Here is a 26,458-nt window from a genome sequence, read left to right as displayed (position 1 = left end):
CGTTGGGACCATGACCCCGTGACCCAAGTGACCGAACGTGGGACCGCGTTGTCGGAAGCCCTCCGAGGGGTCGGCGGACGCCGCACCTCCGCCGTGGCGACCTGTGTGATCGGCGGCGCCGTCGCGGCCGGTCTGGGGCTGGGATCCCTGGCCGTGCTGGTGATGGTGCTGTGGATCAGCTCCCCCTACCCGGACAGCGGCCCCGGCGCCGCGCTGCACGTGGCGGCGGCCCTGTGGCTGCTCGCCCACGGCACGGAACTGACCAGGCCCGACACCCTTTCGGGGGTGCCCGCGCCCGTCGGGATCACCCCGTTGCTCCTCGTCGCACTCCCCGTACGGCTCACCTGGCGGGCCACCCGCCCCGCCCCCGACCAGGACGAGACCCCACCCGGCGTCACCATCGCGGCCGTCACCGGCGGATACCTCGCGGTCGCGACGGCCGTCACCGTCTACGCCCTGCGCGGGCCCCTCCCCGTGGTGCCGCTGAGCGCGGCCTGGCACGTCCCGCTGGTCGTGCTCACGGCGGCGGCCGGCGGGGTCTGGTGCGGCCGGGGCCGCCCGTTGGGCCCCCTCCCCGACAGGATCCCCCGGCGCGTTCGCCTCGGCATCGCACGCCCCCGCTACGCGCTCGCGCTGCGCGCGGGGAGCGCGGGCGCCCTCATGCTGGCGGGGGGCGGCGCCCTGCTCCTCGGGGCCGCGCTCACCCGCCACGGGGGCCCCGCGAAGGAGGCGTTCACCCATCTGACCGGCGTCTGGTCGGGTCGCTTCGCCGTCCTCCTGCTCGCCCTCGCCCTGCTGCCCAACGCGATCGCCTGGGCCGTGTCCTACGCGCTCGGGCCCGGGTTCACCATCGGCGCGGGCGCCGCCGCGACCCCCTTCGGCTTCCCCGGCTCCCCCCGACTGCCCCGCTTCCCGCTTCTGGCGGCGCTCCCCGGCGACGGGCCGGGCGGGCCGTGGACCTGGGCCGTCGCGGCGGTGCCGGTGCTCGCCGGGATCGGCGTCGGCTGGTTCGCCGTCCGCCGACCCCGCGAGGTCGGCTACGGGGAGGTGGCCTGGACGACGACCCTGGCCGCCGGGGTGTGCGCCGCGCTCACGGCGCTGCTGGCCGGCGCCTCCGCCGGCGCCCTGGGCACCGGGACGCTCGCGTCCATCGGGCCCGTGTGGTGGCAGGTCGGGGCGGCGGCGGGGGCCTGGATCCTGGTCTGCGCCCTCCCGCCGGCCCTCCTCGTGCACGGCTGGCGCACCCGTCCCTCCCGCGCGCTCCTTCCGGCGTCCGCCCCCGCGCCGGGCGAACCCGACCAGGCCGAACCCGCCGGCCGGCGCGGCGCGTGGTGGCTGCTGGGCCTCTCGGGCGGCCGCCCCGCCGAGGACCCCGCCCCGTCCGCCCCCACCGCCGGCCGCCCCGACCCCGCCGCCGAAGCGGCGGCGGAAGCGCTGATCGGCGCGGGCGCCCGCTGGGACCTCCTCCGCCGCAGCGTCGGCGCGGGCCCTGACGGGGGGTCGGGGGAGGGACCGGGGGAGGCGGCGGGCGCGGCGGCGGAGGCGCAAGCTGCGAGCCCGACCCCAGGGCCGGCACCGAGCCCGGCACCGGCCCCGGAGCCGAGCCCGGCACCGGAGCCGGGGCCCGGGGCGGATGCCGAGCCGTTGGCGGTGAAGGTCACCGGGGCCCGCCTCCTGTCGCGCTCACGCGCGAAGCCGCCCCGCGCGAAGACCCCGGCGTCCGGCGAACCATCAGAACCCGCCCAGGCAGAGCACAACTGACCCACGCGCCGGCCTGCGGGCGGGTGCGTGGCGGGCGTGGCCGCCTGCCGGCGGCGGGTAGGTCAAAGGCGTTTCCCGGTGGCGGCGGGGAGGGGCCTGGGGGCGGGGTGCGTCGCCGTCTGCGGGCGAGTCAGTGGCCGAGGTGGCCGCCTGCCGGCGGCGGGCAGGTCAAAAGCTTTTCCCAGGGGCGGCGGAGGGGGTCGGGGGTCAGGGGCCGTAGCCGTCCGCAGCCCCGGACGCGGCCGGGGCGGGTCCCCAGCACACAAGAGGCCCGGGAAGCCGACCGGCGATCCGTTCCACGAACCCGGACCGCGCGTGGCCACGCCCCCCACCGCACCAACCCACGGTCAGACGCGCCTGCGGCCCGGAGCGGCCGGGGTCACCCGACACTCGGGCCCGGCCGAAGCCCGACCGGGGCCCGTCGGGCCCCACACCACGAACCCACCGGCACCCGGGCACTCACCGACACCCGGGTCCCCTCCCGGCCGCCGCCGGGAAACGCTGTTGACTTACCCGCCGCCGTCAGGCGGCCACCCCGGCCACGACCCCACCCGCACCCGGGCACGTACCGCACCCCGGGTCTCCTCCCCGGCCGCCGCCGGGAAACGTTGTTGACCTGCCCGCCGCCGGCAGGCGGCCACCCCCGCCACGACCGTGCCCGCATCCGGCCACGCACCGCACCCCGGGCTCCCTCCCGGCCGCCGCCGGCAGGCGGCCGTCTCGGCCATGTGTGCGCCCGCGCTCGGGTACGCGCCGCCACCCCTTCCGGTCGGTGCCGGGGTGGGGCGGGGCGGCGCTCGGTGGGGGTTATTCCTGTTCCACTCGCAGGAGCGCTCCGACGCCGTTGTCCGGCAGGAGGTCGTTGCAGCGGAGTTCCGCGGTTTGGGTGAGGGCGTCGGCTCGGCAGACGTAGTAGTCCTTGAACGCGATCTGGACGCCGTACGTGGCCAGGGAGACCACGACGGCGAGGGTCGCGCCGACGATGCCGCTGATCGCCGCCGTGCGCTGGGGGCGGGTCATCGCCGGGTCGACGGGGGGCGGGGCCGGCTTGCCCTCCTCCGGTTCGGGGCGGCGGCCGCGCAGCGCGCTGATGCCCCAGTACAGGGCGAGCGCGCCGAGCAGCAGGGCCATCGACGGGATCTCGAACACCCCGAAGAACACGCCCCACATGCCCGCGAGCATCGCGTACCGCGCGCGTCGCTGGAGGGGGTCGGTGGGGTCCCAGCGGGCGGGGCCGCGGCCCGTGCCCTCGGGGCCGCCGGCCGGTTCGCGCTGTTCGGGCGGGAGGCGGTCCGCGCCCTGGCGGGGCTGCCAGGGCTGGTCGGGCCGGTCCGCGGGCGGCGCGGCGAACGGGTTGTCCGAGGCGGGGCGGTCCGCGTCGCCGCCTCCGGTCCCGGGGCGCTCGTCGGAGGGCGGGGTGTCGGAGGAGGCGGAGGACTGGCGGCGGTCCGGCATCGGGTGCGTTTCTTCCCCTGTGTCGTGGGCTGGGCTGCGGCGTCGTGTTTTCGCGTTGTATCCCAGACGCTACCTGCCGGGCCGGCCCCCGTCCCTCGGGGGCGGTCCGGTGTGCCGGTATCGTTGCAGGCGGTCGGTCGCTTCGTATGGTTCCCCGTATATCGGGACCACGATGTTTCGTATGACCGTACAAGGCGCATGCCTCTCCTTCGCGAGAAAGGGCCGCTCATGGCCGCTTCCCGCCTGGTCGTGCTGGTCTCCGGGTCCGGCACCAACCTCCAGGCCCTGCTCGACGCCGTCGCCGCCGATCCCGGGGGGTACGGGGCCGAGGTGGTGGCCGTGGGCGCGGACCGGACCGGGATCGCGGGTCTGGAGCGGGCCGAGAAGGCCGGGGTCCCGACGTTCGTGTGCTCCGTGAAGGACCACGCGACCCGCGAGGACTGGGACCGGGCGCTCACGGAGGCCGTGGCCGCCCACGAGCCGGACCTGGTGGTGTCCGCCGGGTTCATGAAGATCGTGGGCAAGGAGTTCGTGGCCCGTTTCGGGGGCGCCTTCGTCAACACGCACCCCGCCCTGCTGCCGGCCTTCCCGGGCGCGCACGGGGTGCGGGACGCGCTGGCGTACGGGGTGCGGGTGACCGGCTGCACCGTCCACTTCGTGGACACCGGCGTGGACACCGGTCCGATCATCGCCCAGGGTGTGGTCGAGGTCCGGGACGAGGACGACGAAGCCGCTCTGCACGAGCGCATCAAGGAAGTCGAGCGCACGCTGCTCGTCGACGTCGTGGGGCGCATGGCCCGGCACGGCTACCGCATCGAGGGACGAAAGGTAACGATCCAGTGACCGCCGAAGGCAACAAGCGGCCCATCCGCCGGGCGCTCGTCAGCGTCTACGACAAGTCCGGACTGGAGGAGCTGGCGCGCGGTCTGCACGCGGCCGGTGTCGAGCTGGTCTCGACGGGCTCCACGGCCGGGCGGATCGCCGGCGCCGGCGTGCCCGTGACGAAGGTCGAGGAGCTGACCGGGTTCCCCGAGTGCCTCGACGGCCGGGTGAAGACCCTGCACCCGCGGGTGCACGCCGGGATCCTCGCGGACCTGCGGCTGGAGGACCACCGGCGGCAGCTGGAGGAGCTGGAGGTCGCCCCGTTCGACCTCGTCGTGGTGAACCTGTACCCGTTCCGGGAGACGGTGGCCTCGGACGCCTCGGCCGACGAGTGCGTGGAGCAGATCGACATCGGCGGTCCGTCGATGGTGCGGGCCGCCGCGAAGAACCACCCGTCGGTGGCGGTCGTGGTGAACCCGGGCCGGTACGCGGACGTGTTGGCGGCGGTCGGGGACGGCGGCTTCGACCTGACGACCCGCAAGCGGCTGGCGGCGGAGGCGTTCCAGCACACGGCGGCGTACGACGTGGCGGTGGCCTCCTGGTTCACCGAGGTGTACGCGCCGGAGTCCGAGGGCGCGGCACTGCCCGAGTTCACGGCCGGGGCGTGGGAGCGCAAGGCGTCGCTGCGGTACGGGGAGAACCCGCACCAGGCGGCCGCCCTGTACACCGACGGCCGGCCGGGCGGGCTCGCGAACGCCGGGCAGTTGCACGGCAAGGAGATGTCGTTCAACAACTACGTGGACACCGACGCCGCCCTGCGGGCCGCGTACGACCACGCCGCGCCGTGCGTCGCGATCATCAAGCACGCCAACCCGTGCGGGATCGCGGTGGGCGCGGACGTCGCGGACGCGCACCGCAAGGCGCACGCCTGTGACCCGCTGTCGGCGTTCGGCGGGGTGATCGCCGTCAACCGTCCGGTGACGGTGGAGCTCGCGGAGCAGGTCGCGGAGATCTTCACGGAGGTCGTCGTGGCCCCCGGCTACGAGGACGGCGCGCTGGAGGTGCTGGCGCGGAAGAAGAACATCCGGGTGCTGCGGATCGACGGGGACCCGCGTCGGCCCGGTGACCTGAAGCCGATCAGCGGCGGGGTGCTGCTCCAGGAGTCGGACCTGATCGACGCCGAGGGCGACGACCCGAAGAACTGGACGCTGGCCGTCGGCGAGGCGCTGAACGAGGCGGACCTCGCGGAGCTGGTGTTTGCGTGGCGGGCGTCGCGGGCCGTGAAGTCGAACGCGATCCTGCTCGCCAAGGACGGCGCGTCGGTGGGCGTGGGCATGGGCCAGGTGAACCGGGTGGACTCGGCGAAGCTGGCGGTCGAGCGGGCGGGTGCCGAGCGGGCCCGCGGCTCGTACGCGGCCTCCGACGCCTTCTTCCCGTTCCCCGACGGTCTGGAGATCCTGACCGAGGCCGGGGTGCGGGCCGTGGTGCAGCCGGGTGGTTCGGTGCGCGACGAGCTGGTGATCGAGGCGGCCCGCAAGGCCGGGGTCACCATGTACTTCACCGGGACCCGGCACTTCTTCCACTGACGGGCACCCGACGCACGGCTGACGGGCGGTACGCCGACGGCCCCGCCCCGACCCTCGCGGTCGGCGGCGGGGCCGTCGGCGTGTCGGCTCAGTAGTGGACGCCGGGGCGGGGGCGGCGGAACCAGTGGCCGGCGGGCGAGCCGGCGAGGCCGATCAGGACGCCGAGGCCGAGGGCGAGCGAGAACAGGTTCATCAGCAGGGAGACGACGGCGATCGGGGTGAGCCCGCCGGAGTCCGCGCCGAACAGGGTGAGGCTGGACAGGACGCTGAACGCGCCGCCCGCGCTCATCAGCGAGCCGAGGATGATGCCGGAGACGCGGACCCCGCCGCCGCCCTTGCCGATCTTCGCGGCGGTGAGGATCGTCCACAGCATGAATCCGAGGACGAGGACGCCGATGACGACGGCGAAGCCGATGGCGACGGCCGCGAACTCGTCGCCGGAGGCGGAGCCGTAGCCGTGGCCGGAGGAGGAGTCGAGGTCCCCGAGGTCGCTGAGGAGGCTGCCCGCGACCAGCAGGGCGATGGCGCCGATGAGGAGCCCGATGATCTGGAAGGCGACGGTGATCCACAGGCACACGCGGGCCAGCCTCACCCCGCCCGGCATCTGCATCGGGGCCTGCGGCGACCCGCCGTAGGGGGTGGCGCCGTACGCGGGCGCGCCGTAGGCGGGGGCCGCGCCGTGCGGGTAGCCGTAGCCCGGGGGGTTCTGCGGGGGCTGCTGGCCGTAGGGGTTGTTCGGGTCGCCGTAGCTCATGGGTGGTTCCTCCGTGGGGACGCGCGGGCGTGGCGGAGGAACGTCGGTGAAGCGAGCGGTCGGTCCCCCCGGTACTTTCCGCGGCACTGTGCGTCCCATGGTCGGGCCGGTGGGGGCGCGGTGTCCAGCGTGGACGGGGCGGGCCGGCAGGTCGTCACCGGACCGGTACGAGACCGGGACCGGGACCGGACCGGTGCGCGGGGCCGGGGCCGGGGCCGGGAACGGCGGAAGGCCGCGTCCCGGTGCGGGGCGCGGCCTTCCGGCGAGCGGTGGTGCGTGACGTGGGGGCGTCACGGGTGGTGCGTCAGTAGCTCGGGCGGTTGAACCATGCCTTGCCGTCGGCCTTCGCCACGAACACCAGGATCAGGATGGACATGACGAGGGAGACGATGCCCAGCGGGAGCTGGAAGACGCCGAGCACGATGGAGATGCCGGCGTAGACGATGGTCGCCACGCGGACGCCGTTGCGGCCGCTGTTGAACTTCGCGGCCGCCACGATCGCGAACACGGCGAAGGCGAGGCTGATCACGGCCAGGACGTAGAGCACGCCGGCGCCCAGGGACGAGAGCATCTCGGCGTCCTCGGCCTTGAGGCTCGGGTCGTCCTTGACCACGCTGATGGCGGCGGCGCCGAAGGCGACGATGATCGCGCCGAGGATCTGGAAGGCGCCCTGGATGAACAGCAGCACCCGGGCGGCCTTGACGCCACCGGGCATCGTGGCCGGAGCGGTCGGCATGCCGTACCCGTAGCCGCCGTCCTGCGCGGGGTACGCCGGCGGCTGCTGCGGGTAGCCGTAACCGGGCTGCTGACCCTGCTGGGGCTGGCCGTAGGGGTTGTTCGGGTCGCCGAAGCTCATGTGGGGTGTTCCTCCGTGACGAAGTGGGGACGCGCGGACCGGGCGTGAGGGTGCGGTCCATCGCTGTGTCCCCGCCCCCACGGTCCTGCCCACGGTGATGTTCCGATCATCGTGTAGGGGCGGTGTGAGGATTGTCCAGCCGATACCGAGCGCACCGGTTCGTTGTTGTGCAAGTGCAACCAACCCGCTTCCCGTGCCGTTCGGCGGTGGGGGAGCGGTGGGGGGACGGCCAACTATCATGGCCGTTCGTGACGCTCCGTGAAGGTGTGGCGCTGCCTTGCGGCGAACGGCGGAGCCGTCGCGTCCTCCCGATGTGCCCGAGGCCCACGTGACCACAACAGGAGCGCCCATGACTGCCCGGATTCTCGACGGCAAGGCGACCGCCGCCACGATCAAGTCCCGGGTGGCGACCCGCGTCGCCGCCCTCGCCGAGCGGGGCGTGCGTCCCGGGCTCGGCACCCTGCTGGTCGGTGACGACCCGGGGAGCCGCTGGTACGTGGCGGGCAAGCACCGCGACTGCGCCGAGGTCGGCATCCACTCCATCCGGCGCGAGCTGCCCGCGACGGCGACGCAGGAGGAGATCGAGGCGGTGGTCCGCGAGCTGAACGAGGACCCCGAGTGCAGCGGCTACATCGTGCAGTTGCCGTTGCCGCGCGGCATCGACACCAACCGGGTGCTGGAGTTGATGGACCCGGCCAAGGACGCCGACGGCCTGCACCCGATGTCGCTGGGCCGGCTGGTCCTGAACGAGCCGGGTCCGCTGCCGTGCACCCCGTACGGGATCGTGGAGCTGCTGCGCGCGCACGACGTGCGGATCGACGGGGCGCACGTGGTGGTCGTGGGACGCGGGATCACCGTGGGGCGTTCGATCGGGTTGTTGCTGACGCGGCGCTCGGAGAACGCGACCGTGACCCTGTGTCACACGGGCACGCGCGACCTGTCTGGCCTGCTGCGGCAGGCGGACGTCGTGGTGGCGGCGGCGGGCGTGCCGCACCTGGTGAAGCCGGAGGACGTGAAGCCCGGGGCGGCCGTGCTGGACGTGGGCGTGAGCCGGGACGAGAACGGCAAGATCGTCGGGGACGTGCACCCGGGGGTGGCCGAGGTCGCGGCGTGGGTGTCGCCGAACCCGGGCGGGGTCGGGCCGATGACGCGGGCCCAGTTGCTGGTGAACGTGGTGGACGCGGCGGAGCGGGCGGCCGACGGTGCCCGCTGAGTCCGGTCCGGCTCCGGCCGGGGACGAGCCGGACCGGGCCGCGTCGCAGCGGGACGCGGCCGCGGATGCCGGTTCGGGTTCCGGTACCGCCTCCGGTTCGGGTTCCGGTCAGGGCTCGGGCGCGGGCGAGGGGCGGGCGGCCGCGCGGAGCGCCGGGGGCCGGCCCGCGCGGCGCACCGGGCGGCGCTTCTCGCTGACCACCGACACCGCCCGCCCCGAGGGCGGCGGTCGCGCGGCCCCGGGTGACGCGGCCGCGCCGGTGCGCCAGTGGCCGATGCTCAGCGTGCTCGCGGCCACCGCGATCGGCCTGTCGGTGACGGCCCTGGGGCAGCCCCGGGTGGGGTGCCTGATCATCGGCGTGGCCCTGATCGGCGCGGCCGTGCTGCGCCGGGTGCTGCCGTCGGTGGGCATGCTCGCCGTGCGCTCGCGGTTCACCGACCTGGTGACCTACGGGTTCCTGGGCGTGGCCATCACCTTCCTGGCGCTGGTCCTGGAGCCGAAGCCGTGGCTGGAGGTGCCGTTCCTGGAGGACGCGGTCCGCTGGACGGTGCGCTGACCCCGCCGACCCGGCCCCCGTCGACCCGACCCCCGCCGACCCGGCCCGACCGGCGTCGGTCAGGTCGGGTCGGGCGCGTGGGCGAGCACGGCCAGGGCCGCCGCGATCGCCGGGCGGGTCTCGGTGCCGGTGCGGACGGCCGCGGCCACGGTGCGCCCGGGGCCGGGCAGCCGGCGCACGGTGACCCCGGCCGGCGGGTCGGCGGCGAGCAGGCCGGGCAGGATCGTGACCGCGACCCCGGCCGCCACCAGCGCCAGGCCCGCGCGCAGGTCCGCGCAGTCGTGGGTCACGCGCGGGGTGAACCCGGCGGCGCGGCAGCGGTCGAGGAGCATCTCGCGGCAACTGCTCGGCGCGGGCGCGGAGAGCCAGTCGCGGTCCCGCAGCGCGCCGATCCCCTCGGCCTCGACGAGGTCCGCGTCGGCGTCGGGCACGGCCAGGCACAGCGGGTCCTCGAACAGCGGGCGGGCCGTGACCCCTTCGCCGGGCGGGGCGCCGAGCAGCGGGTAGTGGTAGGTGATCGCGAGGTCGAGCCGGCGGGCGCGCAGCAGCGGGACGGCGTCCTCCGGGTCCCACTGCGCGACTCGGGGCCGCAACCGGGGGTGTCGGACGGCGAGTTCGGCGAGCAGCGGCGCGGCCACGGGACCCAGGGCGCTGGGCGCGCAGCCGATCGGCAGCGGCCCGGCGGGTTCGGCCTCCAGGGCCCGCACGGCGCCCTCGGCGCGTTCGAGGGCGGCGAGGACGGGTTCGCAGGCGGCGGCCAGGGTGCTGCCGGCCGGGGTCAGGCGCAGGCCGCGGCCGTCGCGTTCGACCAGGCTCGCGCCGGCCTCGGCCTCCAGGGCGCGCAGTTGTTGGGAGACGGCGGACGGGGTGACGCCGTGCAGGGCCGCGACCTCGGTCACCTTCCCGTGCAGTGCCAGGTCCCGCAGGATGATCATTCGTCGAACGTCGAGCACGACCGTCGCCCCCTCGTCTGTCCGTCACGTCAGTTTTGCTACGTGGTCCGTGTAGAAAAGGTAGCTGGACTGAATGGTTCGCGGGGAGGGATGCTCCGTTCCATGAGCACCGACACGCCTTCGCCCGCCCACCGCCGCACCGTCCTGCTGATCGGGGCCCGCGGCACCCTCGGCTCCGCCGTGCGCACCGCCCTGCTCGCCCGGGGCCACGAGCTCGTCACCGCCTCCCGCTCCGGCGAGGGGGTGGACCACCGGGTGGACATCACCGACCCGGCCTCGATCGCGGCCCTGTACGACGCGGTCGGCGACGGGGTGGACGCGGTCGCGAACGCGGCCGGGTGGGTGCCGTGGGCGCCGTTGGCCGAGCTGACCCCCGAGGCGGTGCGGGCCGGTCTCGACGGCAAGGTGCTCAGCCAGATCGAACTCGTCCGTCAGGGCTCCGCCCGGCTTCCCGCGCACGCCTCCTTCACCCTGATCACCGGCGTTCTGTCGCGCGACGCCCTGGTCACCGGCTCCGTCGCGGCGCTCGCGAACGGGGCGATCGAGGCGTGGGTGGGGTCGGCGGCGGTCGAACTGCCGGGCCGGCAGCGGGTGAACGTGGTCAGCCCGACGGTGTTCGAGGAGTCGATGGGCGCGTACGGGGACCTGTTCGCCGGCTTCGTGCCCGTCCCCGTCGCCCACGCCGCCGCCGCGTACGTCCGTTCGGTGGAGGGCGCGATCACGGGCCGGGTCCTGGCGGTCTGAGGGCCGGGTGGGAACGCGAACGCGGGCGTGGCCCCCGGGAGTACGCTCCCGGGGGCCACGCCCGCGTGCGGGTCGAAGGCGATCAGCCGCGACGGCCCAGCAGCTCGGCGAGGCGGGCGAAGCCGTCGCCGCCGTGGCCGAGGCCGATCGCGCGGTGGGTGAGGCCCTCCACCGAGCGCATGATCGCCGAGTCGATGCCGTGGGACTCGGCCGACTCCACGATGTGCGCCATCGAGGACGCGGCGGAGGTGAGCGGGTTCACCGTGCCGGGGAACTCGCCCCGCTCCAGGTCCTCGGCGGCGTCGGCGAACAGCGCCGGGAGGATCGCGGTGATGCCGGCGGCGAAGGGCGCGAAGTCCTTCGCGGAGACGCCCTCGGCCTGGGCCAGGGCCACCGAGTGGGCGAAGCCGCCGATCGCGGTCCAGAACAGGTCCAGCAGACCCAGGTCGAAGGCGGCCGCGCGGCCGATCTCCTCACCGAGGTAGGTGTGGCTGCCGTCGAGCAGGGCCAGCACCGACTCGTGACGCTTGTACAGGTCGGTCGGGCCGCTGTACAGGAAGACGCCGTGCGGGGTGCCGATGGTCGGGGCCGGGCTCATGATCGCGCCGTCCACGTAGTCGATGCCCTGCTCGGCGGCCCAGGCGGCGGTGCCGCGGGCCCGCTCCGGGGTGTCGGCCGTCAGGTTGAAGACCGTGCGGCCCTTGAGGGCGGCGGCGACCTCGGGGTCACGGAGCACGGCGTCCACGGCGGCCTGGTTCACGACCGACACGACGATCAGGTCGCTCGCCGACACCGCTTCGACGGCCGAGGCGGCCGAGACCGCGCCCCGCGAGATCGACTCCGCGTCCTTGCCCGGCGTGCGGTTCCAGACCGTGGTCCGGGCACCGGCGTCGGCGAACGCGCCGGCCAGCGCCTTGCCCATCGGGCCCAGGCCCAGAACGGTGACGGTCGACGGGGAAGGGACGGCCCCGGTGGATGCGTTGGAGGTGGTGGACGAGGACATGGCACGACTCCCTGGAGGTTGCAAATGCGGATGAAACGGTCTTGCCGGACGAAGCGGTGTCACGGGGTGGGCCGGTGACGCGCGGCCGAGCCCGGGATCCCGAGGTGTGCGGAGTGACGGCCGCGATCGCGGTGATCGACGGCAAGTGGAAGACCACGCTGCTGTGGATGTTGGAGGCGGGCCCGACCCGACCCGGCGTGCTGCGCCGCCAACTGGACGGGATCAGCGAGAAGGTGCTGACTCAGGCCCTGCGCGAGATGGAGGCGGACGGTCTGGTGCACCGCGAGGTGTTCGACGTGCTGCCGCTGCGCACCGAGTACTCCCTGACACCCTTCGGCCTGGAACTCGCCGAGGCCCTCGGTCCGCTGTCGGACTGGGGGTACCGGCGTCTGGAGGTGGTGGCCCGGGAGGCCGAGGCCGAACCGATGGAGGTCCGGGCCCGGGCTTCCTGAGCCGGGGCGGGGGGCGAGGGTGGCCGAAGCGTTCGGGGGATGCCGCTCCGATCTGTCACTGACATCCCACGCCCCCCTCTCCGTTCGTCGGGTCGCCGCCGGCTTCGCGGCGTTCCCCGTTGCTCCACCAGGTTCGCCCGCCGCGCGCCCGCTGCCAAGTACCCACAAAAAGGTGGCCTGACAAGTCCCGCGCGCGCCCGATGTGCCGCGCGTTACACGGGCCCGCCGATACGCCGGCAGCGGGGTCGGATAGCCTGACGGCGGATGTCTCTTCACATCAAGATTCACCTGGGGAGCGGCGTCCTCCAGCACACGGGGCCGGGACGCCCCATCGTCAGCCAACGGAGAAGGCCATGACCCGCACTCCTGTGAACGTCACCGTCACCGGCGCCGCCGGACAGATCGGCTACGCCCTGCTGTTCCGCATCGCCTCCGGCCACCTCCTGGGCCCGGACACCCCGGTGAACCTGCGCCTCCTGGAGATCCCGCAGGGCCTCAAGGCCGCCGAGGGCACCGCCATGGAGCTGGACGACTGCGCGTTCCCGCTGCTGCGCGGCATCGAGATCACCGACGACGCGAACAAGGCGTTCGACCGCGCCAACGTCGCGCTGCTCGTCGGCGCCCGCCCCCGCACCAAGGGCATGGAGCGCGGTGACCTGCTCTCCGCGAACGGCGGCATCTTCAAGCCGCAGGGCAAGGCCATCAACGACAACGCCGCGGACGACATCAAGGTCCTCGTCGTCGGCAACCCGGCCAACACCAACGCCCTGATCGCCCAGGCCGCCGCCCCCGACGTGCCGGCCGAGCGCTTCACCGCGATGACCCGCCTCGACCACAACCGCGCGATCTCGCAGCTCGCGGCGAAGACCGGCGCGGCCGTCTCCGACATCAAGCGCCTCACCATCTGGGGCAACCACTCGGCGACCCAGTACCCCGACGTCTTCCACGCGGAGATCGCCGGCAAGAACGCCGCCGAGGTCATCGCCGACGAGGCGTGGCTGGCCGACACCTTCATCCCGACCGTCGCCAAGCGCGGCGCCGCGATCATCGAGGCCCGCGGCGCGTCCTCCGCGGCCTCCGCCGCCAACGCCGCCATCGACCACGTGCACACCTGGGTCAACGGCACCGCCGAGGGCGACTGGACCTCCATGGGCATCCCCTCCGACGGCTCCTACGGCGTGCCCGAGGGTCTCATCTCCTCGTTCCCCGTCGTCTGCAAGGACGGCCGCTACGAGATCGTCCAGGGCCTCGACGTCAACGAGTTCTCCCGCGCCCGCATCGACGCCTCCGTCCAGGAGCTCGTCGAGGAGCGCGACGCGGTCCGTGAACTCGGCCTGATCTGATCCCACCCCGCGCCCGCCCGGAACCGCCCCGATCCCACCCGATCGGGGCGGTTCCCGCGTTCGGGGCGCCGGAGCCCTCCCGCCGCGCCCTATGGTCGCCCGATGACCAGGTCGCCCCTCGTCCCGCCCCGAGCCGCCGAACCCCCGGGATCCCGCGCCGGCGGGGCCCCGCCGGGCGGCGCGGACCGGCCGCCGCCCCCCGCCGACCCCGCCGCCGACCACGCCCGCCGTCACCTGTGCGCGGGCGTCCACCTCGACGCCGGGTACCGCGATCGGGTGATCGCGGAGCTGTGGGAGCGCGGCGACCGGATCGCCGCCCCCGCCCCCGGCCACGACGCGGCCCCGGTCCTGCGACACGCCCTGCGCGCCCGCCGCACCGACGTGGTCTGCGCCGGCGCCACCTGCGGCCTGTGGGTCGGCGGCCTCTTCGTCCTCGACGGCGCGCTGTGGCCCCTGTTCGGCGCCGCCGTCACCCTCGGCGCGGCCGGCAGGCTCGCCCCCCGCGCGGCCCGCGCCGGACGCGGCCGGCGCGGCCTGCTCGGCGCCGTGCGGTGGACGGCCCGGGGCTACGCCGCCACCGCGGCCCTCGGCCTCGCCCTGCTCCCGTTCACGGCCCCCGAACCCGACCGCCCCGCCCCGACCGCCCCCGAGGGCCCGCCCCCGCAGGCCCGGACACCCGCCGCCGGCCCCGCGGACCCGACCCGCGCCGGCGTCGGCACCGGACCCGCCCTCGCGCCGGCCGCACCCGCCCCGGCCGCCCCGCACCGGCTCGGCGCCGACCCCGCGCGGGCCGACCGCTCGGACACCGACCGGCTCGGCCGGGCCACCGGACCCTGCGCCCTCGCGGTCCTGGGCGCCGTCACCCTCGTGGCGGCCCGCCGGCGCGGCGCCTTCGCCCGCGCGATCCTCGACGGCCGCCCCGCCCCCCGCAGCCCCGCCCCCGGCGGCCGGCTCGACCGGCGGCTGCGCCGGATCCGCCGCGAACAGCACTCCGCGCTCGTGAGCCACGACGAGGACGCGCCCTTCCGCGGCTTCGGCCTGCCGCTGCGGGCCTGGCGCACCACCGTCGAACTCCGCCCCCGCGCCGACCTCCCCGAGGGCGAGGCCCCGGGCCCGCTGACGAACGCGATCCTCCTGGACGCCCTCACCCCGCTCGTGGCGGCCCTGCGGGTGCCCGCCGAACCGACGCCCGGCACGGGCGCGGCGGCCGACCGGCTGCGGGAACTCGTCGTCGACGAGTGCGTGTTCACGCCCCTCGACGGGACCCTCCGGCGCGAGGAGGTGCCCTCCGCCCCCGCCCTGACCGCCGAGCGGCGGGCCGAGACGGTCGCCGAGGGCGGCGAGCGCCGCCGGCACTTCCTGCGGATCCGGGTCGCCGGCTGGGACGGCAACCTCGTCCTCACCGTCTTCGTCCGCGTCCACGTGCAGGGCGGGACGCTCACGCTGGAGGTCGCCCCGCACGTGCTGCCGCCGGTCCGGCGCGCCTTCCGCGAGGCCGGGGCCCGCGCCCGCGCCCACCGCGCCCCCGGCACCCTCCGGCGCACGGCGCGGGCCGTCGGGTACGTGCCCGAAGCCCTCCTCGACGCACCCCTGGTGCTGCTCCGGGGCCTCGCCTCGGCCGGCAGGGCCCTCGCCGGCTCCCGCCCCCTGCCGGCCCGGGGCCCGGCCCTCTCGGTGCGGGAACTCGCGGCCGAGGACGAGGGCTCCCCCTTCCACGCCATGGACCTCGACCGCTGGCTCGGCACGATCCAGGACCGGGTCGTGCACGGGGTCGCGCTGGCCCTGCACACATCCGGCCGACACACGGAGGAGTTCCGGGAGCGGACCGTGCGCGTCGCCGAGGGCGGCGTCTACATTCGCTCCGTCAGCGACAGCGCGTTCAGCGTCGGCGGCCGACAGGTCGTCAACACCACCCGCGCGACGAAGGCGAAGGGGCACGACGGCCATGGCGAGTGAACACGGCGGATCGGGACCGGGCACGGCCCCCGGCCCGATCAGCATCGGCAGCGTCACCGGGAGCGCGTTCAGCATCGGCGGCGCGCACGTCCGCAACGAGATCGCCCGCCCCGCGCCCCCGCCCGGCCCGGCCCCGGCCGGGCCGCCGACCCGGGGCGAACTCCTCAAGGCCGTGCTGGCGTTGCGGACCGCCCTCGTCGAACAGGCCCCGCGCGGACCCGAACGCGCCGCACTGGAAGCCGAACTCGACGCCGTCGCGGACGCGTTGGAAACGGACGCCGAGGCGACGGGCGACGGCGGGGACGCGGACGGGGAGGCCCCGGGCGGGCCGGACGGCGGGCCCGACCGCGTGCGGCCCGGGATCGCGGCCCGGCTGCGGGCCGCCCTGGTGCGCTGGACCCCGCTGATCGAGACGGTCAGCGCCGCCACCACCCTGGCCGGCCTCCTCGTCACGCTGGGGAGCTGACCGTGCCCGGGCCCGAACGGCGCGGCACCCCGCGCTGGGACGCGCGGGCGGAACGCTGGGTGTACGACGTGCCCACCGGCCCCGCCCCCGGGCGGGACCCGCAGCCCGCCGCGGACGGGGTCGGGCCGGGGCTCGGACTGCCCCCGGCCTGGGACGTCGGCCCCGAACCCGGCCCCACCGCCCGCCGGGTGCCCCCGCCGCGCCCCGCGGCCCCGACCCGCGCCGTCCCCCGGGGCGGCCGGGCCCGGCCGCCCCGGGCCCGGCCCCGGTCGCGTGGCGGCGCCGGCTGTCCGCCCTCGCGGCGGTGCTGATGGCCGCCGCGCTCGGCGTGGGCGCGGTACGGCTCATGGGCGCGGGCACGGGCGCCGACGGGGGCGCGGCGCAGGGGCGGATCGGCGCGGCCGGCCCGGTCGGGGCCTCCGCCGGGCCGCCCGCCCTCGACCCGCGCACCGCGCCCCGCCCGCCGGCGGCCCCCGGGGTCCCGGACCCGGTGGGGGCCGCGAGCCCCGACGCGCGTCCGGGCGCGGGGGCCGGGGCCGGGGCCGGGCCCACCGGCGGCCCGGGGGTCGGCGCCGGGGGCGGCGCCGGGCGTCGGGTGGTGGATCCGGCCGGGTTCACGCTGGTGGTGCCGGCGGACTGGCGGCGGGTCGTGCGCGGGCAGGGGGTGTTCTGGGTCAACGCCGACGAGTCGGAGCTGATCCAGGTGTTCCGGGTGACCGAGCCGGGCCTGACCCCGGCCGCCGCCGTGCGGCACTCCTCCGGGGTGCTGGCCCGGGGCAACGCGGGCTACCGCGAGCTGTCGGCGGGCCCGGTCCCGGGCGCGGACCCGGGCGCCGCCGCCGAGCTGGTGTACCGCTACGACCGGCCCACCGGCCACGGCCCCCGGCGGGCGGTGGAACGGGTGCTGCGGGTGCCCGGGGACGCGGCGCTGTGGGCGGTGCTCACGGCCGGGCCTGAGGCCGACTGGCCGGCGACCCGGGCCCGGCACGAGGCGGCGGTGTCCACGTTCCGCCCGACGGCCCGCCCCGGCCCGAGCTGACCCCCGGGCCGGGCTGACCCCGGCCCGGGCTGACCCCGGCCCGCGCCGCGCCGCGCCGGGCCGCGCCGGGCCGCGCCGCGCCGGGGCCGACCCCGGGCCGCGCCGCACCGGGCCGCACAGCGCTGGGCCGCGCCGCACCTGGCCGCAGCGGGCCGCGCCGGGCGGCACCGGGCGGGCCCGGGTTCGGGTCAGTGGCCGTACTGGCCGGGGGTGTAGTGGCCGGGCACCATGCGGGTGCTGACCGCGAACCGGTTCCACACGTTGATCGTGGAGATCGCGGCCAGCAGGTGCGCCAGCTCCGTCTCGTCGAAGTGCTTGGCGACCCGCTCCCACACCTCGTCCGGCACGAAACCGTCGGTGAGCACGGTGACGGCCTCGGTGAGCTCGATCGCCGCGAGCTCGCGCTCGGTGTAGAAGTGCCGCGACTCCTCCCAGGCGCTCAGCTGCACGATCCGCTCCACGGTCTCGCCGGCGGCGAGCGCGTCCTTGGTGTGCATGTCCAGGCAGAAGGCGCAGTGGTTGAGCTGCGAGGCGCGGATCTTGACCAGCTCCAGCAGCACCGGGTCGAGGTGCTTGCGGGACGCGGCGTCCAGGGCGATCACGGCCCGGTACACCTCGGGGGCGTGCTGGGCGACGTTCAGGCGGGGGGTGTGCTCGGGGGCGTTGGCAGGCGGGTTCTCGTGCGTGGTCATGGCTCCACGGTAGGCAGTCGGCGGCCTGCTTCCGTGGGCCATCCGGGACGTGTCTTCGTGGGCCAATGGGCGGGGCGGGGACGCCGCGCGCGGGGGTGACGGCGGGCGGGTGTCGGGCGGTCGCCGGCCGGTGCGGGAGCGCTCCGCCGATAGGGTCCATGTTCATGACGAGTACGCGGGCCAATGCGAGGAGCGGGGCGGGCCGGGCACGCGAGGGGCGGTCCGGGCGGAGCACGACGCGGGACGCGGAACCGCCCGTCCCCGCCCCGACCCCGGAGCACGCGCCGGCGCCCGCGCCCCCCGCGCCCCCCGAACCCGCCTCCGGCGAGCCCGTCACCCCCAAGCCCCCCACCGAGCCCGAGCCCCCCGCCGCCCCCGAGCCCGCCGCCGCCCCCGCGCCCGCCGCCGAGCCCGCGCCCGCCGCCGTGCCCGTGCCCGCCGCCGTGCCCGTCGCCGAGTCCCGGCCCGCCCCCGTGCCCGTCGCCGAGTCCGGCGTCGAGCCCGAGTCCGCCGCCGAACCTGAGTACGAGTCCGGTGCCGTCGTCGGGGGGGCTGTGCTTGGGGTGGATCTGCATTTGAACCTCGCGCCCGCCTCCGGTCGCGGGGTGCGGGCCGGGCTCGCCGACGCGCTGCGCCAGGCCGTGCGCGACGGGCGGCTCGCGCCCGACACCCGGCTGCCGCCTTCCCGCGCCCTCGCCCTGGACCTGGGCGTGGCCCGCAACACCGTCGCCGACGCCTACGCCGAACTCGTCGCCGAGGGCTGGCTGACCGCCCGCCAGGGCTCGGGGACCCGGGTGGCCCGGCGCGTCGAACCCCGCGCCCGCCCCCGTCGGCCCGCCGGCGCCCCGACCCCGGGGGTCGGCTCCGGGCTCACGCTGCGGCTCGGCGCCCCGCCGCCCCCGCCCGTCCCCGCCGGCCGCGCCCCCCGACCCGTGCGCGCCCCCCGGCACTCGTTGCTGCCCGGCACCCCCGACGTGTCCGCGTTCCCCCGGGCCGCGTGGCTGGCCGCCGCCCGTACCGCCCTCACCGAGGCCCCGCACGAAGCCTTCGGGCACATCCGTGACCCGCGCGGCCGGATCGAACTGCGCGAGGCCCTCGCCGGCTATCTGGCCCGCGCCCGGGGCGTGTGGGCGGACCCGGACCGGATCGTGGTCTGCTCCGGCGCCACCCACGGACTCGGGCTGCTGCTGCGGGTGTTGCGGGCCCGCCGGGTGCGGGACCTGGCGGTGGAGTCGCACGGGCTGTTCGTGCACCGGGACGTGGCCGACGAGGTGGGCCTGCGCACCCACCCCCTCGAAGTCGACTCCGGCGGCGCCCGCACCCCGCTGCTCTCGCAGGACCCGGCGTACGCGGGGGTGCGCGCCGTGCTCCTCACCCCCGCCCACCAGTTCCCCACCGGCCACGCCCTCACCGCCGCCCGGCGCGCCGCCGTCGTGGACTGGGCGCGTTCGGTGGACGGGCTGGTCGTCGAGGACGACTACGACGGCGAGTTCCGCTACGACCGGCAGGCCGTGGGCGCCCTCCAGAGCCTGGACCCCGAACGGGTCGTGTACATGGGCACGGCGAGCAAGTCCCTCTCGCCCGCGCTGCGGCTCGGCTGGCTGGTGCTGCCGGCCGATCTGGTGGAGCCGGTCGCGGCCCGGATCGGGACCACCGGCTGGGTCACGGGCGTCACCGACCAGCTGACCCTGGCCCGGTTCATCACCTCCGGCGCCTACGACCGGCACGTGCGCGGCACCCGACGCCGCTACCGGCAGCGGCGGGACGCGCTGGCCCGCGCCGTGGGGGACCGGGCGCCGGTCTCGGGGACGGCCGCCGGACTGCACGCCGTCCTCGATCTGCCGCCGGGCACGGAAGGCGAGGTGGTGCGGGCGGCGGCGGCCTGGCACGATCTGGCGGTCACCGGCCTGGGCCCGTTCCGGCATCCGGCCGCGACCGGGCCGCACCGGGACGCGCTCGTCGTCGGCTACGGCACCCCCTCCGACAGCGCCTGGTCGGCCGCGTTGGCCGCGCTCACCGCCGCCCTGCCCTGAGCCCCGCCTCCGGCCCCGGCCCCGCGTCCGGTTCGCCGAACCGGGACAGGGCCAGCGCCGCCACCACGGCCAGCGCGAACCCGGCCACCGCGAGCGGCGCCAGCCCCGGCCGGGTGCGGTCGCCCAACCACCACACCCCCACCACCGCCGGCGCCACCGTCTCCCCGAGCACCAGCCCCGCCGTCGCCGCCGTCACCGACCCCCGCTCCAACGCGGAGGTCAGCAGCAGGAACCCGGCCGCGCCCCCCACCAGCAGCGCCCACACCGGCAGGTGCGCGAACATCCCCGGCTCCAGCGCGTCGATCAACCGCACCGCGACCTCCACCACCCCGAAGCCGGTGCCCGCCGCCAGGCCCAGCACCAGCGCCCGGGGGCCCGCCGGCAGCCGGCCGGCGACCGCGCCCACCGCCAACACCCCCACCGCCGCCGCGAGCAGTGCCCCCGGCAACCACCCCGGCCCGCGCTCCCCGCCCTCCGCGCCCGAGGCCGACGCGAGCAGCGCCAGACCCGCGCACACCACCGCGACCGCCGCCCACTCCGCCCGTGACAGGCGCGTGCCCAACAGCCGCGCCGCGACCAACGCCGTCACCGCCAGGCTCGCCGCCAACGCCGCCCCCACCACGTAGATCGGCAACGCCCGCAGCGCCGCGATCTGGAGCACGAAACCGGCCCCGTCCAGCCCCAGGCCCAACAGGTATCGCCACTGCCGTACCGCCCGCCACAACAACCCCAGCGCCCCGCCGGCCCCGCCGTCCGGCGAGGCCACCGCCCGCGCCGCCATCGCCTGGAACACCGACGCGGTCCCGAAACAGACCGCCGCACCCAGCGCGCAAACCATGCCGATCAGCACGAACCCACTCCAATCACCGCCCCCACGAAGATCAACAGGGCGGCCGAATTCCATCGGTCGGTCCCCCGTCCTACCCTGTGCGCTACACGACTTCCCTGATTCCCCGGAGAGGGCAGCAATGGACCACACGACCGGCCGCAGTCGGCGGATGCGCTCCGGCGCCGTCGTCCTCGGCGGCATGGGCCTGCTCGCGGCCACCCTGGTGGCCTGCGGCAGCGACGACGAGCCCGACAAACGCTGCGTGGACCCCAAGACGATGAAGCAACTGCCCGACTACGAGTGCAAGAGCGGCGGCTCGCGCGGCGGCTCCGGCGGCGTCTGGTACTACGGCGGCGGCTCCTCCTCCGGGAAGAAGGTCTCCGGCGGCAGCTTCGACAAGTCGAAGGTCTCGCGCGGCGGCATAGGCAAGTCCTCCGGCGGAAAGTCCAGCGGGGGCTGACGCCGGGATGGAACGCCGCACCATCGAACCCCGCCCCGACTGGCAGCGGATCGTCGAGGAACAGGGCCTGATCTACCCCCTCACCCGCCACCCCGACGGCGAACTGCGCCCCTACTGGGACGAGAGCGCCCACTACGTCTTCGACCTCCCCGAGGTGGAGGCGCTGGAGAACGTGGTCGAAGAACTCCACGCGATGGCCCTCTCGGCCGCCGACCACATCGTCGCCGAGGGCCGCTGGGCCGACCTCGGGATCACCGACGAACGCGTCGCCGAACGGATCGCCGAGTCCTGGCGGCGCCGCGAGGAACTCCCCTCGCTCTACGGCCGGTTCGACCTGCGCTACGAGAACCGCGACACCCCCGCCAAACTGCTGGAGTACAACGCCGACACCCCCACCTCCCTGGTCGAGGCCGCCAGCCCCCAGTGGTTCTGGATGGAGGACCGCTTCCCCGGCGCCGACCAGTGGAACTCCCTGCACGAACGCCTCGTCGACGCCTGGCGCAAGCAGGCCCCCCTGCTCCCCACCGACGTGGTCCACTTCGCGCACTCCGAGGCCGACGAACTCGGCGAGGACCTCATGACGGTCGCCTACCTCCAGGAGACCGCCCAACAGGCCGGGCTGACCACCGTCGGCATGACCGTGGAGGCCATCGGCTGGGACGAGCTGACCGGCCGCTTCGTCGACGAGAAGCTCCGCTTCATCCGCGGCTGCTTCAAGCTCTACCCGTGGGAGTGGCTCGTCACCGACGAGTTCGGCCCGCACGTGCTCGGCACCCTCGACAACGGCGGCTCCACCGGCTCCACCTGCTGGATCGAACCGATCTGGAAGATGCTGCTGTCGAACAAGGCCCTGCTCGCGATCATGTGGGAGCTCTTCCCCGACCACCCCAACCTGCTGCCCGCCTACCTCGACGGCCCCCGCGAACTCGCCGACCCCGACGGCCCCGGCTACGTGGCCAAACCCCTCCTCGGCCGCGAGGGCGCCGGCGTCACCCTCCACGAACCCGGCGCCGACACCCCCTTCGTCCCCGAACCCGGCGAACGGTACGTGTTCCAGCAGCTCGCCCCGCTGCCCGAGTTCGACGGCAACCGGCCCGTGCTCGGCGCGTGGGTCGTCGAACACGAGGCGGCCGGCCTCGGCATCCGCGAGTCCGAGGGCCCGATCACCGACGAGTACGCCCGCTTCCTCCCGCACGTCATCCTCTGACGCGCCGCCCCGCCGGCCGGGACCGACCGGCGGGGCCGCGCGCCCGGAGCTCAGGCCGTGCCCTGCGCGTCCCGCGTGTCCCCCGCGTCCCGCGCGAGCTCCGCCAGCACCTCCCGCAACTGCCCCAGCGCCCAGTCCAGGTCCTCCCGGTCCACCACCAGCGGCGGCGCGATCCGGATCGTCGCCCCGTGCGTGTCCTTCACCAGCACCCCGCGCGCCATCAGCCGCTCCGACACCTCCCGGCCCGTGCCCCGCGCCGGGTCCACGTCCACCCCCGCCCACAGGCCCCGGCCGCGGACCGCCGTCACCCCGTCGCCGATCATCGCCCGCAGTTCCCGGTGCAGGTGCTCGCCCAGCTCGGTCGCCGCCTTCTGGAACTCCCCGGACTCCAGCATCGCGATCACCTCCAGCGCCACCGCGCAGGCCAGCGGATTGCCGCCGAAGGTCGAACCGTGCTCGCCCGGCCGGAACACCCCGAGCACGTCCCGGTCCCCGACCACCGCCGACACCGGCACCACCCCGCCGCCCAGCGCCTTGCCCAGCAGGTACAGGTCGGGCACGACCCCTTCGTGCTCGCACGCGAAGGTGCGCCCCGTGCGCCCGAGCCCGGACTGGATCTCGTCCGCCATGAACAGCACGTCGTGCTCCCGGGTCAGCTCCCGCACCCGCGCCAGGTACCCGGGCGGCGGCACCAGCACCCCCGCCTCGCCCTGGATCGGCTCCAGCAGCACCGCCACCGTGTCCTCGGTGATCGCGGCGGCCAGCGCCTCGGCGTCCCCGTACGGCACGATGTCGAAGCCGGGCGTGTACGGGCCGAAGCCGTTGCGCGCGTCGGGGTCGGTGGAGAAGGACACGATCGTGGTGGTGCGGCCGTGGAAGTTGTCGGCGGCGACGATGATCCTGGCCCGCCCGTCCGGCACCCCCTTGACCTCGTAGCCCCACTTGCGGGCGGTCTTCACGGCCGTCTCCACGGCCTCCGCGCCCGTGTTCATCGGCAGCACCATGTCCTTGCCGCACAGCGCGGCCAGCCGGGTCGCGAACTCGGCGAACCGGTCGTGGTGGAAGGCCCGGGAGGTCAGCGTGACCCGCTCCAGCTGCGCCTTCGCGGCGTCCAGCAGCCGGCGGTTGCCGTGCCCGAAGTTCAGCGCCGAGTACCCGGCCAGCAGGTCGAGGAAGCGCCGCCCCTCCACGTCCGTCATCCACGCGCCCTCGGCGGAGGCGATCACCACCGGCAGCGGGTGGTAGTTGTGCGCGCTGTGGGCCTCGGCGGCGGCGATCGCGGCGGCCGTGGCACCGGCCGGGGTGGTGAGGGGGGAGGAAGTCGCTTGAGACACGGGATCTCCGTTTCGTCCGGTCCTGACCTGTGACGTGGGTGACACGTCTCCTTCTATCGTCGCTCCCCGGCGCCCGAGGGAAACCCACCGGGGTGTCGTGCCCGCACGGACGCGCGAAGGCTAGGCTGTGAGCACGCACGCCGACTGGCGCACGGGGAATGAACCCCGGGGGAGACGTGCGCGCACGCACCGCAGACGGGGCCGCTCGCCTGGGCCCGGCGGGGTTGACACTCGACCTCGATCCGGGAGCCCGCGATGACCGCACGCCCGCACCACGTCCCGTCCCACACCCCCTCCGACCGCCGGCCCGCGCTGCTCGCGACGGACCCGGCCCTCGCCGAGCTCGTCGACGCCGAGGAGCGCCTCCAGGCCGAGACCCTGCGCCTGATCCCCAGCGAGAACTACGTCTCGGCGGCCGTGCTGGAGGCATCCGGCACGGTCCTGCAGAACAAGTACAGCGAGGGCTACCCGGGCCGCCGGTACTACGAGGGCCAGCAGTGGATCGACCGGGTGGAGTCCCTGGCCGTCGAGCGGGCCAAGGGCCTGTTCGGCGTGGACCACGCCAACGTGCAGCCCTACTCCGGGTCCCCCGCCAACCTCGCCGTGTACCTGGCCTTCGCCGAGCCGGGGGACACGGTGATGGGCATGGCCCTGCCGATGGGCGGGCACCTCACGCACGGCTGGGGCGTCTCGGCCACCGGCGCCTGGTTCCGGGGCGTGGGCTACGGCGTGCGCGCCGACACCGGGCTGATCGACTACGACGCGGTGCGCGAGCAGGCCCTCGCCGAGCGGCCCAGGATCCTGTTCTGCGGCGGCACGGCGATGCCCCGCACCGTGGACTTCGCCGCGTTCGCCGAGATCGCCCGGGAGGTCGGCGCGGTGCTCGTGGCGGACGTGGCGCACATCGCCGGTCTGATCGCGGGCGGCGCCCACCCCTCCCCGGTCGGGCACGCCGACGTCATCTCGACCACCACCCACAAGACCCTGCGCGGCCCGCGCGGCGCGATGCTCATGTGCGTCGAGGAGCACGCCAAGGCCATCGACCGGGCCGTCTTCCCCGGGCTCCAGGGCGGCCCGCACAACCAGACCACGGCCGGGATCGCGGTGGCCCTGCACGAGGCGGCGCAGCCCGCGTTCACCACGTACGCGCACGCCGTCGTCGCCAACGCCAAGGCGCTGGCCGAGGCGCTGCTCGGGCGCGGCTTCGACCTGGTCTCGGGCGGCACCGACAACCACCTGATCCTGATGGACCTGACCCGCCGCGAGGTCCCCGGCAAGATCGCCGCGAAGGCCCTGGACCGGGCCGGCATCGTCGTCAATTACAACACCGTCCCCTACGACACCCGGAAGCCCTTCGACCCCTCCGGCATCCGCATCGGCACCCCGGCACTCACCTCGCGCGGCCTGGGCGTGGCGCACATGCCGCAGGTCGCGGAGTGGATCGACCGGGCGGTCACGGCGGCCGGCGCGGGGGACGAGAAGACCCTCGGCGTGATCCGCGAGGAGGTGGCCGAGTTGATGGCCGCGTTCCCGGCGCCGGGCCTGCCGATCGCCTGACGCACGGACGGGGCGCGCGGGGCGCGTGGCACGGCGCCCGCCCCGCGCACCCCGCGCACCCCGTCCCACCTGCGGGGATCCGGTCGAACGATCGGGCGGGACGACATCCGGACGCGACGCGGCGGTCCGCCGGCGCTCGTCCGCGCGTGATTCGCACCGCATTCCGACCCGACGACCGGTGTGTTTCGGCGGGTTTCCGGCCGGCGGCGACCGAACCCGATCCGAGCGTTTGAGAGAATGCCCCCATGGCCTCTGATCGTCCGCGCGCGCTCTCCGGTATCCAGCCGACCTCCGGCTCCTTCCACCTCGGCAACTACCTCGGCGCCATCCGCCAGTACGTCGCCCTCCAGGAGACGCACGACGCGTTCTACATGGTCGTGGACCTGCACGCGATCACCGTCCCGCAGGACCCGAAGGCGCTGCGCGAGAACACCCGGCTCTCCGTGGCGCAGCTGCTGGCCGCCGGCCTCGACCCCGAGCGCTGCACCCTCTTCGTGCAGAGCCACGTGCCCGAGCACGCGCAGCTCGGCTGGGTCATGAACTGCATCACGGGCTTCGGCGAGGCCGGCCGGATGACCCAGTTCAAGGACAAGTCCGCCAAGCAGGGCGCGAACAACGCGACCGTCGGCCTGTTCACGTACCCGATCCTCCAGGTCGCCGACATCCTCCTCTACCAGGCCGACGCCGTGCCGGTGGGCGAGGACCAGCGCCAGCACATCGAGCTGACCCGCGACCTCGCCGAGCGCTTCAACCAGCGCTACGGCCCCACCTTCACGGTCCCGGCCGCGCACATCGTCAAGGAGGTCGCGAAGATCTACGACCTCCAGGACCCCACGATCAAGATGTCGAAGTCGGCGTCCAGCCCGAAGGGCCTGATCAACCTCCTCGACGAGGCCAAGGCCACCGAGAAGAAGATCAAGAGCGCGGTCACCGACACGGGCACGGAGATCCGTTTCGACGCCGTGGAGAAGCCCGGCGTCAGCAACCTCCTCACGATCCTGTCGACCCTCACCGGCGAGGACGTGCCCGCGCTGGAGGCCCGCTACGAGGGCAAGGGCTACGGGGCGCTCAAGGGCGACCTCGCCGGGGTGATGGTCGACTTCGTGACCCCGTTCAAGCAGCGCACCGAGCAGTACCTCGGCGACCCCGAGACCCTCGACGCGATCCTCGCGAAGGGTGCCGAGAAGGCCCGTGCCGTGGCCGGCGAGACCCTCGCCCGCGCCTACGAGCACATCGGCTTCCTGCCCGCGAAGCACTGACGCACCCCCTGTCCGCCGCCGGGACCAGCGACTCTGGCCGAGCGGGGGGTGCCGGCCCCACACTGGTGGCCGGCGCCCCCCGGCCCGTCCGGTGACGACCCGGTCGGCGGGCCGGCGGCCGCACGCCA

General features: G+C 75.6%; 25 protein-coding genes. 17 read left to right on the top strand and 8 right to left on the bottom strand.

Annotation, left to right across the window (positions count from 1 at the left end):
- The first annotated feature begins 18 nt into the window (after positions 1 to 18).
- Positions 19 to 1,761 (top strand): DUF6350 family protein, encoded by a 1,743-nt coding sequence (locus ACN20G_RS08880; RefSeq protein WP_424212199.1) that lies wholly within the window; start codon positions 19 to 21, stop codon positions 1,759 to 1,761.
- Positions 1,762 to 2,568: 807 nt separating this feature from the next.
- Here the strand turns inward: ACN20G_RS08880 and ACN20G_RS08875 are convergent.
- The gene (locus tag ACN20G_RS08875) at positions 2,569 to 3,216 is read right to left on the bottom strand and encodes a hypothetical protein (RefSeq protein ID WP_424212198.1); all 648 of its coding nucleotides are present in this window, start codon (positions 3,214 to 3,216) and stop codon (positions 2,569 to 2,571) included.
- A gap of 228 nt (positions 3,217 to 3,444) precedes the next feature.
- On the opposite strand from ACN20G_RS08875, the gene purN reads away from it, so the two are divergent.
- Both purN and purH read left to right on the top strand, forming a co-directional pair.
- Positions 3,445 to 4,059, top strand: a complete 615-nt coding sequence (gene purN, locus ACN20G_RS08870; protein WP_424212197.1) for a phosphoribosylglycinamide formyltransferase — start codon at positions 3,445 to 3,447, stop codon at positions 4,057 to 4,059.
- A complete protein-coding gene (purH, locus tag ACN20G_RS08865) occupies positions 4,056 to 5,624 on the top strand; it encodes a bifunctional phosphoribosylaminoimidazolecarboxamide formyltransferase/IMP cyclohydrolase (RefSeq protein ID WP_424212196.1) in 1,569 nt (522 codons plus the stop codon). The genes purN and purH overlap by 4 nt, the downstream gene beginning before the upstream one ends.
- An 88-nt stretch (positions 5,625 to 5,712) precedes the next feature.
- Here the strand turns inward: purH and ACN20G_RS08860 are convergent, their stop codons facing one another.
- Positions 5,713 to 6,378, bottom strand: coding sequence for a hypothetical protein (locus ACN20G_RS08860; RefSeq protein WP_424212195.1), 666 nt, complete (start codon positions 6,376 to 6,378; stop codon positions 5,713 to 5,715).
- 304 nt (positions 6,379 to 6,682) lie between these two features.
- Complete coding sequence (locus ACN20G_RS08855) at positions 6,683 to 7,234, bottom strand: hypothetical protein (protein WP_424212194.1); 552 nt, start codon at positions 7,232 to 7,234, stop codon at positions 6,683 to 6,685.
- A 349-nt stretch (positions 7,235 to 7,583) separates the two neighbouring features.
- Here ACN20G_RS08855 and ACN20G_RS08850 point away from each other — a divergent pair, with 349 nt between their 5' ends.
- Together ACN20G_RS08850 and ACN20G_RS08845 are read left to right on the top strand one after the other, a co-directional pair.
- Positions 7,584 to 8,447 (top strand): bifunctional methylenetetrahydrofolate dehydrogenase/methenyltetrahydrofolate cyclohydrolase, encoded by an 864-nt coding sequence (locus ACN20G_RS08850; RefSeq protein WP_424212193.1) that lies wholly within the window; start codon positions 7,584 to 7,586, stop codon positions 8,445 to 8,447.
- Entirely contained in the window at positions 8,437 to 9,003 is a 567-nt protein-coding gene (locus ACN20G_RS08845; RefSeq protein WP_424212192.1) for a DUF3017 domain-containing protein, read from the top strand. The genes ACN20G_RS08850 and ACN20G_RS08845 overlap by 11 nt, the downstream gene beginning before the upstream one ends.
- A gap of 59 nt (positions 9,004 to 9,062) precedes the next feature.
- Here ACN20G_RS08845 and ACN20G_RS08840 read toward each other — a convergent pair whose 3' ends face one another.
- Positions 9,063 to 9,938, bottom strand: coding sequence for a LysR family transcriptional regulator (locus ACN20G_RS08840; protein ID WP_424212191.1), 876 nt, complete (start codon positions 9,936 to 9,938; stop codon positions 9,063 to 9,065).
- Between the two features lie 120 nt (positions 9,939 to 10,058).
- On the opposite strand from ACN20G_RS08840, the gene ACN20G_RS08835 reads away from it, so the two are divergent.
- Positions 10,059 to 10,700 (top strand): short chain dehydrogenase, encoded by a 642-nt coding sequence (locus ACN20G_RS08835; protein WP_424212190.1) that lies wholly within the window; start codon positions 10,059 to 10,061, stop codon positions 10,698 to 10,700.
- A gap of 82 nt (positions 10,701 to 10,782) precedes the next feature.
- On the opposite strand, the gene ACN20G_RS08830 is transcribed toward ACN20G_RS08835, so the two are convergent.
- Positions 10,783 to 11,703, bottom strand: a complete 921-nt coding sequence (locus tag ACN20G_RS08830; protein ID WP_424212189.1) for an NAD(P)-dependent oxidoreductase — start codon at positions 11,701 to 11,703, stop codon at positions 10,783 to 10,785.
- Positions 11,704 to 11,777: 74 nt separating this feature from the next.
- Between ACN20G_RS08830 and ACN20G_RS08825 the strand changes: the two genes are divergently transcribed.
- The 6 genes from ACN20G_RS08825 (at position 11,778) to ACN20G_RS08800 (ending at position 16,959) form a co-directional block, all read left to right on the top strand.
- Positions 11,778 to 12,155 carry a winged helix-turn-helix transcriptional regulator gene (locus ACN20G_RS08825; protein ID WP_424212188.1) on the top strand — a complete coding sequence of 126 codons (378 nt, stop codon included), beginning with the start codon at positions 11,778 to 11,780 and terminating at the stop codon, positions 12,153 to 12,155.
- Positions 12,156 to 12,508: 353 nt separating this feature from the next.
- Complete coding sequence (locus ACN20G_RS08820; protein WP_424212187.1) at positions 12,509 to 13,498, top strand: malate dehydrogenase; 990 nt, start codon at positions 12,509 to 12,511, stop codon at positions 13,496 to 13,498.
- Positions 13,499 to 13,600: 102 nt separating this feature from the next.
- Positions 13,601 to 15,454 carry a hypothetical protein gene (locus tag ACN20G_RS08815; RefSeq protein ID WP_424212186.1) on the top strand — a complete coding sequence of 618 codons (1,854 nt, stop codon included), beginning with the start codon at positions 13,601 to 13,603 and terminating at the stop codon, positions 15,452 to 15,454.
- Positions 15,444 to 15,920, top strand: a complete 477-nt coding sequence (locus tag ACN20G_RS08810) for a hypothetical protein (RefSeq protein WP_424212185.1) — start codon at positions 15,444 to 15,446, stop codon at positions 15,918 to 15,920. The genes ACN20G_RS08815 and ACN20G_RS08810 overlap by 11 nt, the downstream gene beginning before the upstream one ends.
- Positions 15,921 to 15,922: 2 nt before the next feature.
- Positions 15,923 to 16,231, top strand: coding sequence for a hypothetical protein (locus tag ACN20G_RS08805; RefSeq protein WP_424212184.1), 309 nt, complete (start codon positions 15,923 to 15,925; stop codon positions 16,229 to 16,231).
- Positions 16,231 to 16,959 (top strand): hypothetical protein, encoded by a 729-nt coding sequence (locus ACN20G_RS08800; RefSeq protein ID WP_424212183.1) that lies wholly within the window; start codon positions 16,231 to 16,233, stop codon positions 16,957 to 16,959. Before ACN20G_RS08805 ends, ACN20G_RS08800 begins: the two co-directional genes overlap by 1 nt.
- Positions 16,960 to 17,147: 188 nt before the next feature.
- Here the strand turns inward: ACN20G_RS08800 and ACN20G_RS08795 are convergent, their stop codons facing one another.
- A complete protein-coding gene (locus tag ACN20G_RS08795; RefSeq protein WP_424212182.1) occupies positions 17,148 to 17,651 on the bottom strand; it encodes a carboxymuconolactone decarboxylase family protein in 504 nt (167 codons plus the stop codon).
- Positions 17,652 to 17,815: 164 nt separating this feature from the next.
- Here ACN20G_RS08795 and ACN20G_RS08790 point away from each other — a divergent pair, with 164 nt between their 5' ends.
- Entirely contained in the window at positions 17,816 to 19,684 is a 1,869-nt protein-coding gene (locus ACN20G_RS08790; RefSeq protein ID WP_424212181.1) for a PLP-dependent aminotransferase family protein, read from the top strand.
- Here ACN20G_RS08790 and ACN20G_RS08785 read toward each other — a convergent pair.
- Positions 19,665 to 20,522 (bottom strand): hypothetical protein, encoded by an 858-nt coding sequence (locus ACN20G_RS08785; protein WP_424215434.1) that lies wholly within the window; start codon positions 20,520 to 20,522, stop codon positions 19,665 to 19,667. The two genes, ACN20G_RS08790 and ACN20G_RS08785, sit on opposite strands and share 20 nt — an antisense overlap.
- Before the next feature lie 130 nt (positions 20,523 to 20,652).
- Here ACN20G_RS08785 and ACN20G_RS08780 point away from each other — a divergent pair, with 130 nt between their 5' ends.
- On the top strand, positions 20,653 to 20,973 hold the full coding sequence (locus ACN20G_RS08780; protein WP_424212180.1) for a hypothetical protein: 321 nt from the start codon (positions 20,653 to 20,655) through the stop codon (positions 20,971 to 20,973).
- 7 nt (positions 20,974 to 20,980) lie between these two features.
- Entirely contained in the window at positions 20,981 to 22,180 is a 1,200-nt protein-coding gene (locus ACN20G_RS08775; protein WP_424212179.1) for a glutathionylspermidine synthase family protein, read from the top strand.
- 50 nt (positions 22,181 to 22,230) lie between these two features.
- Here ACN20G_RS08775 and rocD read toward each other — a convergent pair whose 3' ends face one another.
- Positions 22,231 to 23,514, bottom strand: coding sequence for an ornithine--oxo-acid transaminase (rocD, locus tag ACN20G_RS08770; protein ID WP_424212178.1), 1,284 nt, complete (start codon positions 23,512 to 23,514; stop codon positions 22,231 to 22,233).
- A 255-nt stretch (positions 23,515 to 23,769) separates the two neighbouring features.
- Between rocD and glyA the strand changes: the two genes are divergently transcribed.
- Both glyA and trpS read left to right on the top strand, forming a co-directional pair.
- Entirely contained in the window at positions 23,770 to 25,071 is a 1,302-nt protein-coding gene (gene glyA / locus ACN20G_RS08765) for a serine hydroxymethyltransferase (RefSeq protein ID WP_424212177.1), read from the top strand.
- A 245-nt stretch (positions 25,072 to 25,316) separates the two neighbouring features.
- Positions 25,317 to 26,330, top strand: a complete 1,014-nt coding sequence (gene trpS, locus ACN20G_RS08760; protein ID WP_424212176.1) for a tryptophan--tRNA ligase — start codon at positions 25,317 to 25,319, stop codon at positions 26,328 to 26,330.
- Positions 26,331 to 26,458: the final 128 nt, after the last annotated feature.

Origin of the sequence: Streptomyces dryopteridis, assembly GCF_049606955.1 — a bacterium.
Classification (GTDB): Bacteria; Actinomycetota; Actinomycetes; order Streptomycetales; family Streptomycetaceae; genus Streptomyces.
The sequence above is the reverse complement of the archived record's forward strand: the minus strand, read 5'-3'. Positions and strand labels throughout refer to the sequence as shown.